Here is a 15,873-nt window from a genome sequence, read left to right on the forward strand (position 1 = left end):
TCACACCTCCACGCGGTCGCCGACGAGGTCGGCGCCGCGCACGTACTGACGGCCGCAGACGAGCAGCTCCTCGCCGGGGAAGCGGGTGATGATCTCGGGACCGTCGGCGGTCACGACGATCTCCTCCTCGATCCGCGCGGCGCCGCTGCCGTCTCTGGTGGCGCAGTAGGTCTCCAGCGCGAAGACCATCCCCTCCTCGATCACGATCGGGTCGTCGAACGAGTTGAGGCGCGAGATCATCGGCGCCTCGTAGAGGCCGACGCCGAGGCCGTGGCCGAACTGGAGGCCGAAGCACGATTCCTCGCTCGGGAAGCCGAGCTCCTGCGCGGTCGGCCAGACGGCGGCGATTCTGTCGGTCGTGACACCGGGGCGGACCAGCTCGATCGCGTCGTCGAGCCATTCGCGGCACTGCTTGTACGCGTCGATCTGGCCCTGGTTCGTGGAGCCGACCGAGAACGTGCGGTAGTAGCACGTGCGGTAGCCCATGAACGAGTGGATGATGTCGAAGAAGGCCTGGTCGCCGGGGCGCAGGAGGCGGTCGGAGAAGACGTGCGGATGGGGGCTGCAACGGTCGCCGGAGACGGCGTTGATCGCCTCGACCTGCTCAGAGCCCAGCTCGAACAGCAGCCGCTGCGTGTCCGCCACGATCTCGTGCTCGCGCACGCCGGGACGCAGCGTCTCGTAGATGTTCTGGTAGGCGGCGTCGACGATCCCGGCCGCCTGGTCGAGCAGCGCGATCTCGTCGGCGGTCTTGATCTTGCGCGCCGTCTGCATCACGGGCGCGGCGTCGCCGGTCGCGATTCTGCGACGGGCCAGCGAGGCGAGCGTCTCCATGTCGGTCAGGTCGATCCCGACCGGCTCGTCGAGCAGGCCGTGGTCGTCGAGGACGTCGTAGATGTGGCCGGCGAGCATGTCGGGCACGCCGCTGGACTGCGGCATCGCGCCGCGCATCGAGGTGACCCCGGCGCGCCAGCTCGACTCGGGCAGCCAGGGGGCGTAGAGCTGGTGATGCTTGGCGGCCGAGCCGAAGTCCCACAGGACCGGCTCGCCGTTGCGCGGCAGCAGCACGCAGCGCGCGCTCTTGTCGCGCGCCCACTCGCCGATGTGACTGGACGTGACGTAGCGGATGTTGTTCTGGTCGAACAGCAGCACGGCGCCCAGCTCGGACGCCTGCAGCGCGGCCTTGGCACGGGTCAGCCGGTCGCTGCGCAGGCGCGCGAAGTCGACGCGCTGCTCCCAGTCCACTGCCATCGACGCTCCGCGTGACGCGATGTTCATGCGCGAGCTCTCTCCTCTGTGATCCGACTCATAGCGTGAAGCAAGAATAAACAGTATGTGCCGGATACGTCAATCATCACTGTCCAAATGCGGCGAGATGTCCGCATACGTGCATTTCGGCTGGACGAAACAGCCGCAGCGGTCAGCGGTCCACATCACGGCGTGACGGCGGCGTCGGCGCGAGGTAGCCTTGGCCGACCATGGGATGGGGATTCGTGTGGTTGATGCTGGTGCTCAAGATCCCGATCGGGCTCTTGCTGTTTCTCGTCTGGTGGGCTGTCCGCCAGGTCCCCGACGACTTCGACGAGTCGCAGGACGGCGAGGGCGGCTCGAAGGTGCGCCAGGTGCGCGACCCGCGCCATCCGCGCCCGCCGTTCGACCGCCACCCGCGCCACCGCGGTCCGCACGGCGACCCGACGGTGAAGGCGCCCCCGCGCACGCGCACGCACGTCACGCGGGCGCGAACGCGCGAGCACTGAAGCGGCGGCGCAGCCTCCCGGCGCGCCACGGCGCACCGCTCTGCCGCCCGGACTGGCAGACTTCGGCCGCATGACGCCGACGCCGAACTCGGTGCTCTCCGATGGGACGATCACGCGTCTCGTCGAGGAGGGCCGCATCAGAATCGATCCGTGGGATCCCGCGCTCGTCCAGCCGGCGAGCGTCGACCTGCGCCTCGGCGACACGTTCCGCGTGTTCAACAACCATCGCGTGACGTCGATCGACCTGCGCGAGATGCCGGACAACCTCACCGAGGAGGTGCGCGTCGAGGAGGACCAGTCGTTCGTGATCCATCCCGGCGAGTTCTGCCTCGGCCGCACGCTCGAATGGGTCGAGCTGCCCGATGACATCGTGGCGCGGATCGAGGGCAAGTCCTCGCTCGGCCGCCTCGGCCTGATCGTCCACGCGACCGCCGGCTTCTGCGATCCGGGCTGGAAGGGCACGCTGACGCTGGAGCTGAACAACCTCACGCGCGTCCCGATCAAGCTCTACCCCGGCCTGCTGATCGCGCAGCTGTCGTTCATGACGCTCGACGCGCCGGCGCTGCGCCCCTACGGCAGCGAGGCGCTCGGCTCGCACTACCAGGGCCAGCGCGAGGCGACCGAGTCGCGCTACGGCGCGCGCGCCTGAGCGGCCGGCACGGCGCGGCCGGGCGCGACGCCGCGCGCCCACCCCTGACACAACCTTCCCGCGCGCCCCGCGCGATCGGTTAGGCTCGCGCGCATGCTCGCGTTTCTGATCTTCGCGGCCGAGGGCGCGGTCGACCACGGCTCCAAGACCGCGTTCTACGTCACCGGCCTGATCCTGGCCGGATTCGCCGTCCTCGTCGGCGCGATCGGCGTCGCCCGCCCCGCCTTCGCCGAGGGCGAGGGAACGGCCCGGATCGTGCTCGGCGCGACCGCGATCCTCGTCGTCGCGACGCTCGCGGCGGCCATCGCCACCTCTTCCTGAGCGTCGCACACCCGCGCACCGGCACCCGTCCGGAGGGTCCGATCCGGTAAAACGGGGGGAACGAGAATGCGCGCTAAGGGAGACTCATGAGCACGGACACCACGGACCAGGGCGCCGCAGGTGGCGTAGCCCAGGGCAGCAACACGCTCACGATCACGGACAACCGCACCGGTCGTCAGTACGAGGTCCCGATCGAGGACGAGACGATCCGCAGCATCGACCTTCGCAGAATCAAGGTCAACGACGACGACTTCGGGCTGATGACGTACGACCCGGCGTTCATGAACACTGCCGCGTGTCGTTCTGCGATCACCTACATCGACGGCGACAGAGGCATCCTCGAGTACCGCGGGTACCCGATCGAGCAGCTCGCCGAGAAGTCCTCCTACCTGGAGGTCGCCTACCTGCTGATCCACGGCGAGCTGCCGACGCAGCCGCAGCTGGACACGTGGACGCACGAGGTCACCACCCACACGTTCGTGCACGAGAACGTGAAGGAGTTCATGCAGGGCTTCCGCTACGACGCGCATCCGATGGGGATGCTGCTGGCGTCGGTCGGAGCGCTCTCGACCTTCTACCCGGAGGCGACGCAGATCAAGGACGTCGACCTGCGCTACCAGCAGATCGTGCGCCTGATCGCGAAGATGCCGACGCTGTCGGCCTTCGCCTACCGCCACAACCGCGGGATGCCGTACGTCTATCCCGACAACGACCTCAGCTACGCCGGCAACTTCCTCTCGATGATCTACAAGATTGCCGAGCTGAAGTACCAGCCGGATCCGCGGCTGGAGCGCGCGCTCGACGTGCTCTTCATCCTCCACGCCGACCACGAGCAGAACTGCTCGACGAGCGCCGTGCGCGCGGTCGGCTCGTCGCAGGTCGACCCGTACTCGGCCGTCGCGGCCGGCGTCGGCGCGCTCTACGGGCCGCTGCACGGCGGTGCCAACGAGGCCGTGCTGCGGATGCTGCGGCGGATCAGAACGACCGACAACATCGCCGACTTCGTGCAGGGCGTGAAGAACGGCGACGAGCGGCTGATGGGCTTCGGCCACCGCGTCTACAAGAACTACGACCCGCGCGCCACGATCATCAAGAGAGCGGCGATGGACGTGTTCGAGGTGACGGGCACCAACCCGCTGCTCGACATCGCCACCGAGCTGGAGAAGATCGCGCTCGAGGACGAGTACTTCGTCTCGCGCAAGCTGTACCCGAACGTCGACTTCTACTCGGGCCTGATCTACGAGGCGCTCGGCATGCCGGTCGAGATGTTCCCGGTCCTGTTCGCGATCGGCCGCACCTCCGGCTGGATAGCGCAGTGGCTGGAGATGATCGACGACAAGGAGCAGAAGATCGCGCGTCCGCGCCAGATCTACACGGGCGGTCGCGAGCGCGACTACGTCCCGATGAGCGCCCGCTAGGCGGCCGCTCGTCGCCCGCGCCGGCGGAACCGCCGCCGGCGCATCTCTCCCGCGGGTCCGGCGCCGGCCGGGCCCGCACGCGCCGCGATCACCCGAACGTGTGATCCCCGCCACAGTCGGATCGCACGTCAGTTCGTACGCTGACGAACGATGTCACCGACGCTGCACGACGGGCTCGCGATCACGATCCGGCCCATACGCCCCGACGACAAGGAGCGCCTGGCCGCCGGCCACGCGCTGATGTCGGCCGAGACGCAGCGGCTGCGCTACCTGATGCCGAAGCCGCGCCTCAGCGGCGCCGAGCTGCGCTACCTGACCGAGGTCGACGGCGATGACCACGTCGCGTTCGTCGCCGTCGCCGACGCGTACCCCGACGCGACGCTCGGCGTCGGCCGCTTCATACGCAGCAGAGAGCGCCCCGACACGGCCGAGTTCGCGATCGTCGTCGCCGACGCCTTCCAGGGGATCGGCCTCGGCGGCGCGATCGCCGAGCAGCTCGCTGACGCCGCCGCCGAGCGCGGCATCCGCAACTTCTCCGCGACCGTGCTGCACGAGAACACGGCCGTGCGCGCGCTGCTGGCGCGCATCTCCCGCAGGCTGGCCGACGCGCGCTGGAGCGACGGCGCCGGCGAGCTGCTGTACGAGCTGCACGCGGCGTAGTCGAACCCGCCTGGCGCGTCCGCGCGCAACCTCCTCAAGTCTCCCCCACGACGGGCGATACCTGAGCTGAGACGTCGTACGAACGGCGTAAGGCCCAGCCACGGAGGCTCCCGCAGATGAAGGTCCGTTCCCGCAGTGCCCTGCTCGCGCTCGTGCTCGCCGGCGGCCTCGCCGTCGCGGGCTGCGGCGGCACCGTGATCGACAAGGACAAGGCGGACGAGTTCGCCGAGAAGAACCTGGTCGGCGGCGACGTGAGAGAGGTCTCCGTCGACTGCCCCGACGACGTCGACGCGAAGAAGGGCACGAGCTTCCGCTGCGACGTCGTGATCGACGGCGAGAGAGGCGTGCTGACGATGCACATCACCAGCGACGAGGGCAACGTCGAGTACGACCTCGCCAGAGACCTCAGAGCGAGCAGATGACCCGCCCCCTCATCCGCGCCGCACTGGCCGCCCTGCTCGCGAGCGCCGCGCTCGCCGTCGCCGGCTGCGGCGCGAGCGTCACCGTCGGCGGCATCACGATCGACCACGAGAAGGCCCAGAAGATGGTCGTCGACAACCTCAGCGGCAACGGTGAGCAGATCAGCGCCAGAGCGGCCGTCTGCCCCGAGGACGTCGACGCCGAGAAGGGCGCGACCTTCGACTGCGCCGTGACGTGGGAGAACGGCGGCAGAGGCAGCGCCACCGTCCACATCGACTCCGACGACGGCGACGTCAGCTTCACCACCGCCGACGTGACCTTCCCGGCCGCCGCGATCGACCCCGCCGAGACCGAGGCGTTCGTGCGCGAGAACATGACCTTCAAGACGGGCGAGAGAGCCGTGGTCGACTGCCCCGACGGCATCGTCTCGACACCCGGCACGTCCTTCAGATGCGACCTCGACGTCGGCGGCTCCAAGGGCACGATCACGCTCCACATCACCTCGCGCGAGGGCGATGTGAGATTCACCGAGAGAGACGTCAGAGACGCCGCCTGACGGCAGGCCGCGCAGCGCCCGGCGCGAGCGGGCCGCCTGACGGCAGGCCGCGCCGCGCCCGGCGCCGGGCGGATAGGCTCGGCGCGATGGCGCGCTACACGCTCACCGTCCGCGACGGCCCGCGCGTCGAGCGCGACCGCTTCGACGCGCTCGAGGCGGCGCTCGACGCGCTGCAGGCACGCGTGCTGACGCTCGGCGCACGGCCGCCGCGCAAGCCGGTCGACATCCGCACGCGCAGATTCGAGCCGGTCGCCCAGGTCGTCGCGCGCGCCGAGCTGAGCGGGCCGGAGCGCTTCCTGCCGCGGATCCGCGCCGGCATCGACGTGCGCGGCGACGGCTCCGCGGAGGCGTGGACCGGCCGCGCCAGCCGCACCGTCGTGCAGCAGCAGGACGGCGAGTCGGCGCTCGCGGCGCTGCGGCGCGTGCTCACGGAGCGATGAGCGCGGATCTGTGCACCGCCCGGGTGCACAGATCCGCGCTCATCCGCGCTCGGTGGGCGTCAGCTCAGCGCGCGTGAGCTGGCGGCCGTACGGGCCGCGGCCCGTCACGCACCACGCACCGCAGCGGGCGGCGAGCAGGACCGCGCCCTCGATCCCGAGGCCGGCGCCGAGCCCGTAGGCGAGCGCGCCGGCGAACGAGTCGCCGCAGCCGTAGGCGTCGACCGGCGGCCCCGGCGGCGCGACCGGCTTCCAGCTGCCGCTGCTGCCGTCGGCGCCGCTCCAGCGGCCGCCGCGGGCGCCGTCGGTCAGCACCGTCCAGCGCGCGCCGTCGCCGAAGGCGGCGATCCCGGCGCGCTCCTTCTCGTCGCGCACGCTGCCGACGAGCACGTCGGGCACGACGCCGCCGGCCAGCAGCCCTTCGGGCGCGCGGCCGGTCGCGACGAGGAAGCGGGCGCGGCGGGCGGCGCGGGCGGCCTCGGCGTCGCCGCCGGTGTAGTAGACGCCGTCGACGTCGTCGAGCCGCTCCCACGGCAGCGGATCGGCGCCGTGCGGGACGAGCCGCTCGCCGAGCACGGTGATCGTCCGCTCGGCATTGGCGTCGACGTGCGTGAAGGCGCGCCGCTGCGGCACCCCGCGCGTCGTGGAGTGGACCGTCAGGCCGTGCTCGTCGCGCAGCTCGGCGACGCTGCGGCGGCCGAGCTCGTCGTCGCCGACGACGGTGAAGAAGTCGGCCGCGCCGGCCAGCTGCCGCAGCTGCACCGCGGCGACCGCGCCGCCGCCCGCGGGGACGGCGAAGTGCTCGCGCGCGGTGACGATCTCGCCGGGTGCTGGCAGATGGTCGACGAGCGCGAAGTCGAGCCACTCGATGTGGCCGACCACGGCGACCTTCGGCGCGCTCACAGGACGAGCGTCCCGCCGTGGGCGCGCAGCCACGCCTGGTGGACGCGGTAGTCGGGCCAGCGGTCGGCCAGCAGCGCCCAGAAGCGCGGCGAGTGGTCCATCACCTCGAGGTGGCAGACCTCGTGCCAGACGACGTAGTCGAGCACCGGCGCCGGCGCCAGCAGCAGCCGCCAGTTGAACGACATCCCACCGGTCGTCGAGCAGCTCGCCCAGCGGGTTCTCTGGCCGCGGATCGTCAGCTTCGAGTAGTAGCTGCCCGCCTGCGCGGTGGCGGCGTCGAGGCGCGGCGCGATCTCGGCGGCGGCGCGGCGGCGGTACCAGCGCTCCAGCGCCTCGCGCGGGTCGGGCCCGTCCGGCATCGGCGCGGGCACGAGCAGCGTCTCGCCGCGGCGGTGCACGCGGCTGCGGCCGGGCTCGGCGATCAGCGCGAGCGTCTCGCCGAGGTACGGCACGGTCGCGCCGCGCGCGGCGACCTGGGCGCGCGCACGCTCCAGCTCGGCGATCCGCCGCTCGATCCACGGTCGCAGCTGGCGGATCGCGGCGGCCGCCTCGCGCTCGGCGCTGCGGCGCGGCAGCACCACCTCGACGCCGTGCTGCTCGTCGACCCGCACGCGCACACGACGGGCGCGATCGGAGCGCCGCACGCGATAGGAGATGTCGCCTTCCACACGGGTCACCGCGATGAGGGTACGCTGGCGGCGGGATGGAGCGCTGGCGGGCACGACTTCGATCCCGCATCAGCAGTACGGCACACCTGTTTGCCATACATCACCGCCTAAGTTCTGGTAGTTAATCCCCATGGCGCTTCGCACACGTTCGGGGGAACGTGCGGTGGCCGACGCGGAACTTCCGCCTAGACGCTCGCTCGCCCCTGCTTGGGAACGCACGGTCGCGATCATGGCCGCGCATCAGACGGCTGTCGCGGCCGGGCTCTTCGCGGTCCTCGTGCTGATCTATCTCTGGCCGGCGCTGGTCGGCGGAGGCGTGCTCACGTCAACGTCGCTGCTCTATCAGTGGGCGCCGTGGCAGCAGGCGATGCCCGCCGACATGTCGAGCTACTACAACCTCGCGCTCAGCGACGTTCCGATGTCGTACCTCCCCTGGGACGTGCTTGCGCGCGACCTGATCCGCAGCGGGACGTTTCCGGCGTGGAATCAGCACGCGCTCGCCGGAACCCCTCTGTTCGCGAACGCCTCGGTCGCATGGCTGAGCCCGTTCAGCGTGCCCCTCTGGGTCTTCCCGCTCAAGTACGGGCTCGGCGTCGCCGCAGCAGCGAAGCTGTGGGCGGCCGCCTTCGGTACCTACCTGCTGGTGCGCGAGCTTCGGCTCGGCTTCTGGCCGGGGATCGTCGCCGGCACCAGCTTTGCGCTCTGCAGCTTCGACGTGGTGTGGCTCAGCCACGGGGCGCATGTGTCAGCTGGGGCGCTGCTGCCGTGGCTGCTGTGGCTGACCGAGCGGATCATGCGGGACCGACGGCTCTCGAACGGGATCCCCCTCGCCCTGCTGGTCGCTGTCACGCAGTTCAGCGGCCACCCCGGCACGCAGCTGCACGTTCTCGCCTTCACGCTGCTGTACGCGATCGGACGCGCCGTGGCAGTGCGCGACGCCGGTCCGCGCGAGATCCTGCTCCGACTTGGCACGATCGTGGCGTCGCTCGCGTCGGGCACGCTCGTCGCGGCCGTCGTACTGCTGCCCGCACAGCTCGCCGCGGCGGGGACCGCCGGCGAGGTGGCCCGCCGCAACGGCGCGAGCGCCCTGCCGGGCTCGACACTGCCGCTGGAGGCGATGCGCGCGGTGCCCTTCCCGGACTGGTGGGGGCGACCGAGCGAAAATCTCATAAGAGGCCCGGCGAACTACAACGAGCGTGCGTTGTACGGTGGCGCAGTCGCGACGGTCCTCGCGCTCGTCGCGCTGCTCGCCCCGGACGGCTGGCCGCGCAAAGCGCCGTTCGTCGCGCTCGGCGCGGTCGGCCTCGCGGTCGCGTTTGACCTCGCGCCGATGCGCGACCTCTTCAACGCGCTGCCGTTGTTCGACCATGTCCAGAACCAGCGCCTGCTGCTGTGGTTCCTGCTGGCGATCGCCGTCCTGGCCGCCTTCGGCCTGGAACGGGTGTTGAGCAAGGAGCGACAATGGCCGACCTGGACCGCGCTCGCGGGAGCAGGGCTCGTGGCGATCGCCGGTCTCAGCGCCCTTCAGCTCGAGGGCGGTGACGTCGGCGACGCTTTCCACCGCTTGACGTCGCGCTTCGCGGCGACGACCGACGGCGCGCTCGCGCTCGCCAGCGTCCTGCGCTGGATCCTGTTGGCCGGCGTGCTGGCCGGTCTCTGCCTGCTCGTCCGACGCCAGACGAGACACCGTGCCGCCATCGGCGCTGCGATCGCCCTGCTGGCAGCGATCGACATGCTGTCGTTCGCTGCCGGGTACCAGCCGATCACCCCGTCCGCCACAGCGTTCCCGCCGCGTACACCGGCGATCGCCTTCCTGCAGAGACGCATCGACGAGGGACGGATAGTCGGCACCGGCTACGCACTCGCGAGCGACTGGTCGACGACCTACGGGCTGCGCGACGCGCGAGGCTACGACGCGCCACAGCCGAGCTTGCGCTACCTCCGCCTCTGGAGAGCGCTCAACCAGACGCAGCAGGGATGGCAGCCGCTCGACCTCCGGGGCGTCGCGTCAGAGTCGGCCGGGATACTCGGCGCGCTCGGCGTCCGCTACGTGGTGACCGAGCCCAAGACCCTGCTCGACGAAGGCCGCTCGTCGCGCCTGCGCAGCGCCTACAGCGGCACCGACGCGAAGATCTACCGCAACGAAGTCGCCGCGCCGCGTGTCGTCGTGGCGCGCGACGTCGTGCTGGCCGCCGACGAGGACGAGGAGTTCGCCGGCGTCGTCGCCGATGGGTTCGACCCGCGACGCACCGTCGTGGCGCGCACGGACGACCTGCCGCCCGGAGTGGCAGCCGACCAACTCGCCGGCGCCGGCAGCGCCCACGTCGTCGACGAGGAGAACGCACGCGTCACGATCCGCACCGAGACCGACGCACAGGCGCTGGTGATGCTCGGCGACGCATGGGCGCCGGGCTGGAAAGTGACCGTGGACGGCCGGCCCGCGAGACAGGTCCGCTCGGATCTCGTGATGCGCGGAGTCGTGGTCCCGGCCGGCGTTCACGAGGTGGAGTGGAGCTACTCCGTTCCAGGGTTGCGTGCGGGAGCCGTCGCAAGCACGGTCGGTGTCGTCGTGCTGCTGGCGTGGGCAGGAGCAGCTCTCGTGTCGCGCCGTCGCACCCAGGCGCGATAATGCGCCCGATATGGAGCGCTGGCGCGTAGAGCTTCCACGTGGCGTCGAGCCGCCGTTCGAGGTGTTCGTCAACGGCGTGCTGCAGAGAGCGGGGGAGGACTACGAGGTCGCCGACGGCGTGCTGCTGTTCGACAGACCGCTGGCGCAGGAGGGCAGATTGGGCTTCTGGCGCTGGTTCTGGGGTGCATGGGGCATAGGGACCTACCGCGCCCACCACACCGTCGACGTGCGCTACGAACGCGGCGGGCGCAAGCTCGTCGCTCACGCGCTCAGAGCGCAGCCGCCGGAAAGGCCTTGACTCTTCCTCATTAGTCAGGTTTGCTGCGCAGCGGGGCCGGTCCAGCAGACCACCACTGACAAGGGGATGAAGATGAGGAAGACCACGCGCGCGGCCGCCGGCCGCGTTGCCCTGTTCGCGCTGCTCGCGGCGCTGCTGACGCTCGTCGTCGCACCGGCCGCACGGGCCGACCTGCCGGTCGTCTACAACTTCCCGACCGCGCTCGCGATCGGCTCGGTCGCGCCGAACACCGATCCACCCGGCTCCAACGACTTCGGCTGCAGACCAAGCGCCGCGCACCCGCGCCCGGTCGTGCTCGTGCACGGGACGGTCGAGAACAAGTTCATCAACTGGAACGCGCTGTCGCCGCTGCTGAAGAACAACGGCTACTGCGTCTTCGCGCTCAACTACGGCGCCTATCTGCCCGGCTCCTACCTCGGGCTCTCGCACATCCCCGACTCCGCCAGAGAGCTGTCGGCGTACGTCGACAGAGTGCTGTCGTCGACCGGCGCCAGAGAGGTCGACATCGTCGGCCACTCGCAGGGCGGGATGATGCCGCGCTGGTACATCAAGTACCTCGGCGGCGCCGCGAAGGTCGACAAGCTCGTCGGCCTGACGCCGTCGAACCACGGCACGACGCTGCTCGGGATCTCGACGCTCGGCAGATTCATCCCCGGCGCGAGCGCGATCCTCAACGCCGGCGCGCCGGCGCTCGAGGACCAGCGGCTCGGCTCGACGTTCAACAGAACGCTCGACGCGGGCGGCGACACGATAGCCGGCGTCACCTACACGGTGATCGCGTCGAGATACGACGAGGTCGTGACGCCGTACACGCAGAGCTTCCTCAGCGGCGCGACCAACATCACGCTGCAGAGCGGCTGCATCATCAACCTGACCGAGCACCTCGGCGTCTCCTATGACCGCCGGGCGCTGCGGCTGACGCTCAACGCGCTCGACCCGTCGACGGCGAGAACGCCGCCGTGCGTGCCGACGCTGCCGGGGGTCGGGGGCTGACGCCCCTTGCGAGTTCCACGGCGGCGTCGCGCGCCGCGTGATGCCCGTGGAACTCGCGGCTAGGCAGTAGCCAACCGCAACGCGGGATCGGTTCCGGCGCCCTTCTCCCAAGGGCGCTGGAGCCGCAGCGCGGAGAGGATCGCGCGCGTCGCCGGCGAGCGGTTGATCGTGTAGAAGTGGATGCCGGGCGCGCCGTTGGCGAGCAGCTCGGCGCACTGCAGCGTCGCGTAGGCGACGCCCAGCTCCGCGACCGCCTCCTCGTCGTCGCCGCGCGCCTCCAGCGCCGCCAGCAGCGCCGGCGGGATCGTCGAGCCGCCGAGCGCGGTCATCCGCTTGATCCCGGCGGTCGAGATGATCGGCATGATGCCCGGCACGATCGGCACGTCGATGCCGGCCGCCCGCGCATCCTCGACGAAGCGGTAGTAGACGGCGTTGTCGAAGAACAGCTGCGTGATCAGCACGCGCGCGCCGGCGTCGACCTTCTCCTTCAGGTGCGCGAGGTCGGTCGCGCGGTCGGGCGCCTCGGTGTGGACCTCGGGGTAGCAGGCGCCGACGAGGCACATCCGCGGGTAGCCGGCGGCGACGAGCTTCGTCAGGTCGGTCGCGAAGGCGAGGCCGTTCTCGGTCGCTCTGAACTCGGTCTCGCCTCTCGGCGGGTCGCCGCGCAGCGCCAGCACGTTCTCGATCCCCGCCGCCTGCATCTGTCGCAGCGCGGCGTGCAGGTCGTCGGTCGTCGCGCCGACGCAGGTGAAGTGCGCCATCGCCTCGAGATCGTGGTTGGCGCGGATTCTGGAGACGATGTCGATCGTCTTGGAGCGGGTCGAGCCGCCCGCGCCCCACGTGACGGAGACGAACGCCGGCTCCAGCGGCCGCAGCGCCTCCAACGCCTCGAACAGTCTCCGCTCGCCATCCTCGGTCTTCGGCGGGAAGAACTCGAAGGAGAAGACCGGGTCTCCCCCGGCGGCGATGATCTCGTCGATGCGCATGACGGAATTCTAGGCGAGCGCCTGCGCCGGAGTGCCCGGCGGCTCGTCCCACAGCCACATCCCGAGGCGGCCGAGCGGCTCGTAGCCGAGTCCCGTGTAGAGCCGCTCGCCCTCGTAGCTGGACTCGAGCGTCGAGCTGCGCATCCCGCGCTCGCGCGCATCGACCAGCGCCTGGTGCAGCAGCCGCGCGGCGAGGCCGCGGCGCTGGAACGACGGCTCGGTCGCGACCCACTGCACCATCGTGTTCTCGCCGTGGTCGAAGGTCACCAGGCACGCCGCCGGTCTGCCCTCGACGCGCGCCAGGTAGCGGTGGAAGCGGGGATCGCGCAGGCCGGCGAAGGCGGTCCCGAAAGCGCCCGGCAGCTCGTCGTTGGCGCGCTCGTTCAACGTCGTGATCTCGACCGGGTGGGGGTCGCGGTCGAGCGCGAACGGCACGCCGTCGGCCGGCTCACGCAGCGCGTCGAGTGAGAGCGCCATCGCCATCGGCTCGTACTCGCGGATGTGACCGGCGCGCTCCAGCAGCCGCACCGCCGCGTCCTCACCGGGCCGCGTCCACACCATCCAGTGGCTGACGCCCGCCGCGCGGTACTCGTCGGTCAGCAGCGGCAGGCCGTCGCGCAGCGCGTCGTGGCCGTCGAAGACGACGCAGTTGACGATCGACTGCGTCGGCGCGCTCGGGGTCATGAAGGCGGTCAGGCCGTCGCGCTCGATCACGCGACCGCCGGGCGAGGCGGGCGCCTCGACGCGGTAGAACTCGCGCAGCGTCGCTGTCAGCGTGCCGAGCACCGGGTCAGACGGCGACCCAGCGCTCCGGGTCGCCGGGCTCACGGCGCGCGGCGCCGATCGCTTCGAGGTGCCGCAGGTAGCAGAGCGTCTCGGCCAGCAGCCAGGCGGCGGCGTGGATCGAGTCTCTGCCGTGCACGTAGGGGACGACCTCGTAGGCGGTCAGCGGCTTGCCCTCGATCGCGACGGCGGCGGCCGCGACGCGCATCGCGACCAGCTCGCGGTTGGCCTCGATGTGCGCCTGCACGTCGGTGAAGGGGCGCGCGTGGCCGGCGAGGCAGAGACGCGGCAGCGGGTCGAGCGCCTCGATCGCGTCGAGCGAGCGCAGGAACTCGCCGACCGGATCGGGCGTCCAGCCGTAGTCGAAGTAGAGCGAGATGCGGCCGAGCAGGTGGTCGCCGGAGATCAGGATGCGGCGCTCAGGCTGGTAGAGGCAGACGTGCGAGGGGGCGTGGCCGGGCGTCTCGACGACGCGCCAGAAGCCGTGGTCGGTCTCGATCTCGATCCCCGGCAGCAGCGCCAGGTCGGGCGGGATCACGCGCGCGATCCCGGGCTCGCGCTCCTTCGACATCTCGGCGTAGCGGCGCAGCACCAGCTCCGGCACGCCCGAGGTGCGGCCGATCTCCAGCCGCCGCTGGAGCGCCTGGCCGGGATCCTCGATCGAGCGCGTCGCGTGCTCGTAGTTGGGGTGCATCCACAGCTCGCAGCCGGTGCGATCGACGATCGTCGCGGCCTGGCCGTAGTGGTCGACGTGGGCGTGCGTGCAGACGAGCAGCCTGACGTCGTCGAGGCTCAGGTTGACCATCGACATCGCCCGCTCCAGCTGCTCCAGCGAGTCCTCGTCGTGCATGCCGCAGTCGACCAGCACGATCCCGTCGCCGGCGGACAGCGCCCACGCGTTGCAGTGCGGGACGCCCGGCCACGGCAGCGGCAGACGCAGGCGCCAGATGCCCGACAGGACGCGCTCGCCGCGACCCAGCTCCCGCTTGCGCACCGGTTCGGACATGCTCAGCCCACCATATAGGCGCGCGACGGTCGCGCGCGGCCTGATCTGCGGTCGGCCGACGCACCAGTTCACAGCGTGACCGCCCGCTCGGCGAAGCGGGTAGGCTGGCCGGACAGCCAGTCAGCTGCCGGAGCGAGGAGAGACAGCGATGGGGTCAGCAGCGCAGACACGGGCCGCGACGACCGAGGAGGTCGCGCGACAGTACTTCGCGGCCGTCGCCGCGCGCGACCCCGAAGCGATGGCGGCCTGCTGGAAGGCCGGCGGCGTCGACCGTCTGCACGGCCAGGCGACGCTGGTCGCGCCCGACGACGTGCGCTCCTACTTCACCGAGCTGTTCGCCGCCTTCCCCGACATGCGCGTCGAAGTCCTGTCGACCACCGCCGACGACGAGCGCTGCGCCGTCCGCTGGCGGCTGACCGCGACCTTCGCCGGCCCCGGCCGCTTCCAGGGCTTCGCGCCCAACGGCGCGCACGTCAGCTTCGAGGCGGTCGACGTGGTGCAGGTCGCCGACGGGCTGGTCGCCGGCAACGACGCCTATCTCGACGGCGCCGACGTCGCTCGCCAGCTCGGCGTGCTGCCGCCGAGAGACTCCGGCCAGGAGCGCGGGATGACGAAGCTCGTCAACGCGCGCACGGCGCTGGCGCGGCGGCTCCAGGCCGGCGAGCCGGAGCGCGTCGCCGACGGCGTCTGGGTCGTGCGCGGCGGGCTGCCGCGCAAGCTGATGAACGTCTACCTGCTGGAGGACGAGGGCGGCGTGACGCTGTTCGACGCCGGCGTCGCCTCGATGGCGCCGGCGCTCGCCGCGATCGGCGCGCGCATGGGCGGGATCAGACGGGTCGTGCTCGGCCACGCGCACACCGACCACCGCGGCGCCGCCCCCGGACTCGACGCCGAGGTCTTCTGCCACGCGGCCGACCGCGACGACGCCGAAGGCGACGGCGGCACCCACTACATGGACCTCTCCCAGCTCGACCTGCACGGGCGGCTGCTGATGCCGCGCCTGCTGGAGCACTGGGACGGCGGCCCGGTCCAGATCGCCGGGACGGTCGCCGAGGGCGACGAGATCGCCGGCTTCGAGGTCATCCACCTGCCCGGCCACGCGCCCGGCCTGATCGGCCTCTGGCGCGCCTCCGACCGGCTCGCGCTCGCCAGCGACACCTTCTACACGCTCGACCCGCAGACGGGGATCTCCGGCGCCACGCGCGTCCCCCACCGCGCCTTCAACCACGACCACGAGCAGGCGCGCGCGTCGGTCGAGAAGCTCGCCGCGCTGAGACCGGCGACGGCGTGGTCGGGCCACGCGCAGCCGCTGACCGGCGACGTCGCCTCCGAACTGCTGCGCGCGGCCGCGGCCGGGTAGGCCGAGCGCCGGCTCCCGCGCGCGGCGCA

At 71.4% G+C, this 15,873-nt stretch carries 18 protein-coding genes; 12 read left to right on the forward strand and 6 right to left on the reverse strand.

What is annotated here, in order from left to right:
- On the reverse strand, positions 1 to 1,278 hold the full coding sequence (locus R7226_RS09250) for a M24 family metallopeptidase (RefSeq protein WP_318596788.1): 1,278 nt from the start codon (positions 1,276 to 1,278) through the stop codon (positions 1 to 3).
- A gap of 200 nt (positions 1,279 to 1,478) precedes the next feature.
- On the opposite strand from R7226_RS09250, the gene R7226_RS09255 reads away from it, so the two are divergent.
- The 8 genes from R7226_RS09255 (at position 1,479) to R7226_RS09290 (ending at position 6,221) form a co-directional block, all read left to right on the forward strand.
- Positions 1,479 to 1,757, forward strand: a complete 279-nt coding sequence (locus tag R7226_RS09255; protein ID WP_318596789.1) for a hypothetical protein — start codon at positions 1,479 to 1,481, stop codon at positions 1,755 to 1,757.
- 70 nt (positions 1,758 to 1,827) lie between these two features.
- Positions 1,828 to 2,406 (forward strand): dCTP deaminase, encoded by a 579-nt coding sequence (dcd, locus tag R7226_RS09260; RefSeq protein WP_318596790.1) that lies wholly within the window; start codon positions 1,828 to 1,830, stop codon positions 2,404 to 2,406.
- A gap of 93 nt (positions 2,407 to 2,499) precedes the next feature.
- Positions 2,500 to 2,727: a hypothetical protein gene (locus R7226_RS09265; protein WP_318596791.1), complete on the forward strand. Its 228-nt coding sequence runs from the start codon at positions 2,500 to 2,502 to the stop codon at positions 2,725 to 2,727.
- A gap of 86 nt (positions 2,728 to 2,813) precedes the next feature.
- A complete protein-coding gene (locus R7226_RS09270; protein WP_318596792.1) occupies positions 2,814 to 4,145 on the forward strand; it encodes a citrate synthase in 1,332 nt (443 codons plus the stop codon).
- A gap of 150 nt (positions 4,146 to 4,295) precedes the next feature.
- Positions 4,296 to 4,805: a GNAT family N-acetyltransferase gene (locus tag R7226_RS09275; protein ID WP_318596793.1), complete on the forward strand. Its 510-nt coding sequence runs from the start codon at positions 4,296 to 4,298 to the stop codon at positions 4,803 to 4,805.
- A gap of 116 nt (positions 4,806 to 4,921) precedes the next feature.
- Complete coding sequence (locus R7226_RS09280; protein WP_318596794.1) at positions 4,922 to 5,227, forward strand: DUF4333 domain-containing protein; 306 nt, start codon at positions 4,922 to 4,924, stop codon at positions 5,225 to 5,227.
- The gene (locus R7226_RS09285; protein WP_318596795.1) at positions 5,224 to 5,781 is read left to right on the forward strand and encodes a DUF4333 domain-containing protein; all 558 of its coding nucleotides are present in this window, start codon (positions 5,224 to 5,226) and stop codon (positions 5,779 to 5,781) included. Before R7226_RS09280 ends, R7226_RS09285 begins: the two co-directional genes overlap by 4 nt.
- Before the next feature lie 86 nt (positions 5,782 to 5,867).
- On the forward strand, positions 5,868 to 6,221 hold the full coding sequence (locus R7226_RS09290) for a hypothetical protein (protein WP_318596796.1): 354 nt from the start codon (positions 5,868 to 5,870) through the stop codon (positions 6,219 to 6,221).
- A gap of 39 nt (positions 6,222 to 6,260) precedes the next feature.
- On the opposite strand, the gene R7226_RS09295 is transcribed toward R7226_RS09290, so the two are convergent.
- Together R7226_RS09295 and R7226_RS09300 are read right to left on the reverse strand one after the other, a co-directional pair.
- Positions 6,261 to 7,121, reverse strand: a complete 861-nt coding sequence (locus R7226_RS09295) for a PfkB family carbohydrate kinase (RefSeq protein ID WP_318596797.1) — start codon at positions 7,119 to 7,121, stop codon at positions 6,261 to 6,263.
- Positions 7,118 to 7,798 (reverse strand): M48 family metallopeptidase, encoded by a 681-nt coding sequence (locus tag R7226_RS09300; protein ID WP_318596798.1) that lies wholly within the window; start codon positions 7,796 to 7,798, stop codon positions 7,118 to 7,120. Before R7226_RS09300 ends, R7226_RS09295 begins: the two co-directional genes overlap by 4 nt.
- A gap of 220 nt (positions 7,799 to 8,018) precedes the next feature.
- Between R7226_RS09300 and R7226_RS09305 the strand changes: the two genes are divergently transcribed.
- From R7226_RS09305 to R7226_RS09315, 3 genes are all read left to right on the forward strand, one after another.
- Positions 8,019 to 10,418 (forward strand): hypothetical protein, encoded by a 2,400-nt coding sequence (locus R7226_RS09305; RefSeq protein ID WP_318596799.1) that lies wholly within the window; start codon positions 8,019 to 8,021, stop codon positions 10,416 to 10,418.
- Positions 10,419 to 10,428: 10 nt separating this feature from the next.
- Positions 10,429 to 10,716, forward strand: a complete 288-nt coding sequence (locus R7226_RS09310; RefSeq protein WP_318596800.1) for a hypothetical protein — start codon at positions 10,429 to 10,431, stop codon at positions 10,714 to 10,716.
- 72 nt (positions 10,717 to 10,788) lie between these two features.
- Complete coding sequence (locus R7226_RS09315) at positions 10,789 to 11,709, forward strand: esterase/lipase family protein (RefSeq protein WP_318596801.1); 921 nt, start codon at positions 10,789 to 10,791, stop codon at positions 11,707 to 11,709.
- Positions 11,710 to 11,768: 59 nt separating this feature from the next.
- Here the strand turns inward: R7226_RS09315 and metF are convergent, their stop codons facing one another.
- From metF to R7226_RS09330, 3 genes are read right to left on the reverse strand one after another with little or no spacing between them, the layout of a single operon-like run.
- Positions 11,769 to 12,695 (reverse strand): methylenetetrahydrofolate reductase [NAD(P)H], encoded by a 927-nt coding sequence (gene metF, locus R7226_RS09320; protein ID WP_318596802.1) that lies wholly within the window; start codon positions 12,693 to 12,695, stop codon positions 11,769 to 11,771.
- Between the two features lie 9 nt (positions 12,696 to 12,704).
- The gene (locus R7226_RS09325; RefSeq protein WP_318596803.1) at positions 12,705 to 13,481 is read right to left on the reverse strand and encodes a GNAT family N-acetyltransferase; all 777 of its coding nucleotides are present in this window, start codon (positions 13,479 to 13,481) and stop codon (positions 12,705 to 12,707) included.
- Positions 13,482 to 13,485: 4 nt separating this feature from the next.
- On the reverse strand, positions 13,486 to 14,484 hold the full coding sequence (locus R7226_RS09330; protein WP_318596804.1) for an MBL fold metallo-hydrolase: 999 nt from the start codon (positions 14,482 to 14,484) through the stop codon (positions 13,486 to 13,488).
- Between the two features lie 148 nt (positions 14,485 to 14,632).
- Here R7226_RS09330 and R7226_RS09335 point away from each other — a divergent pair, with 148 nt between their 5' ends.
- The gene (locus R7226_RS09335; RefSeq protein ID WP_318596805.1) at positions 14,633 to 15,844 is read left to right on the forward strand and encodes an MBL fold metallo-hydrolase; all 1,212 of its coding nucleotides are present in this window, start codon (positions 14,633 to 14,635) and stop codon (positions 15,842 to 15,844) included.
- Positions 15,845 to 15,873 lie beyond the last annotated feature (29 nt).

It is taken from the genome of Conexibacter stalactiti, assembly GCF_033542075.1.
GTDB classification, from domain to species: domain Bacteria; phylum Actinomycetota; class Thermoleophilia; order Solirubrobacterales; family Solirubrobacteraceae; genus Conexibacter; species Conexibacter stalactiti.

Bases quoted from the DNA above. Each gene is read 5' to 3' on its own strand.
- R7226_RS09250 (WP_318596788.1), bottom strand. From the start codon at position 1,278: ATGAACATCGCGTCACGCGGAGCGTCGATGGCAGTGGACTGGGAGCAG.
- R7226_RS09255 (WP_318596789.1), top strand. From the start codon at position 1,479: ATGGGATGGGGATTCGTGTGGTTGATGCTGGTGCTCAAGATCCCGATC.
- dcd (WP_318596790.1), top strand. From the start codon at position 1,828: ATGACGCCGACGCCGAACTCGGTGCTCTCCGATGGGACGATCACGCGT.
- R7226_RS09265 (WP_318596791.1), top strand. From the start codon at position 2,500: ATGCTCGCGTTTCTGATCTTCGCGGCCGAGGGCGCGGTCGACCACGGC.
- R7226_RS09270 (WP_318596792.1), top strand. From the start codon at position 2,814: ATGAGCACGGACACCACGGACCAGGGCGCCGCAGGTGGCGTAGCCCAG.
- R7226_RS09275 (WP_318596793.1), top strand. From the start codon at position 4,296: ATGTCACCGACGCTGCACGACGGGCTCGCGATCACGATCCGGCCCATA.
- R7226_RS09280 (WP_318596794.1), top strand. From the start codon at position 4,922: ATGAAGGTCCGTTCCCGCAGTGCCCTGCTCGCGCTCGTGCTCGCCGGC.
- R7226_RS09285 (WP_318596795.1), top strand. From the start codon at position 5,224: ATGACCCGCCCCCTCATCCGCGCCGCACTGGCCGCCCTGCTCGCGAGC.
- R7226_RS09290 (WP_318596796.1), top strand. From the start codon at position 5,868: ATGGCGCGCTACACGCTCACCGTCCGCGACGGCCCGCGCGTCGAGCGC.
- R7226_RS09305 (WP_318596799.1), top strand. From the start codon at position 8,019: ATGGCCGCGCATCAGACGGCTGTCGCGGCCGGGCTCTTCGCGGTCCTC.
- R7226_RS09310 (WP_318596800.1), top strand. From the start codon at position 10,429: ATGGAGCGCTGGCGCGTAGAGCTTCCACGTGGCGTCGAGCCGCCGTTC.
- R7226_RS09315 (WP_318596801.1), top strand. From the start codon at position 10,789: ATGAGGAAGACCACGCGCGCGGCCGCCGGCCGCGTTGCCCTGTTCGCG.
- metF (WP_318596802.1), bottom strand. From the start codon at position 12,695: ATGCGCATCGACGAGATCATCGCCGCCGGGGGAGACCCGGTCTTCTCC.
- R7226_RS09330 (WP_318596804.1), bottom strand. From the start codon at position 14,484: ATGTCCGAACCGGTGCGCAAGCGGGAGCTGGGTCGCGGCGAGCGCGTC.
- R7226_RS09335 (WP_318596805.1), top strand. From the start codon at position 14,633: ATGGGGTCAGCAGCGCAGACACGGGCCGCGACGACCGAGGAGGTCGCG.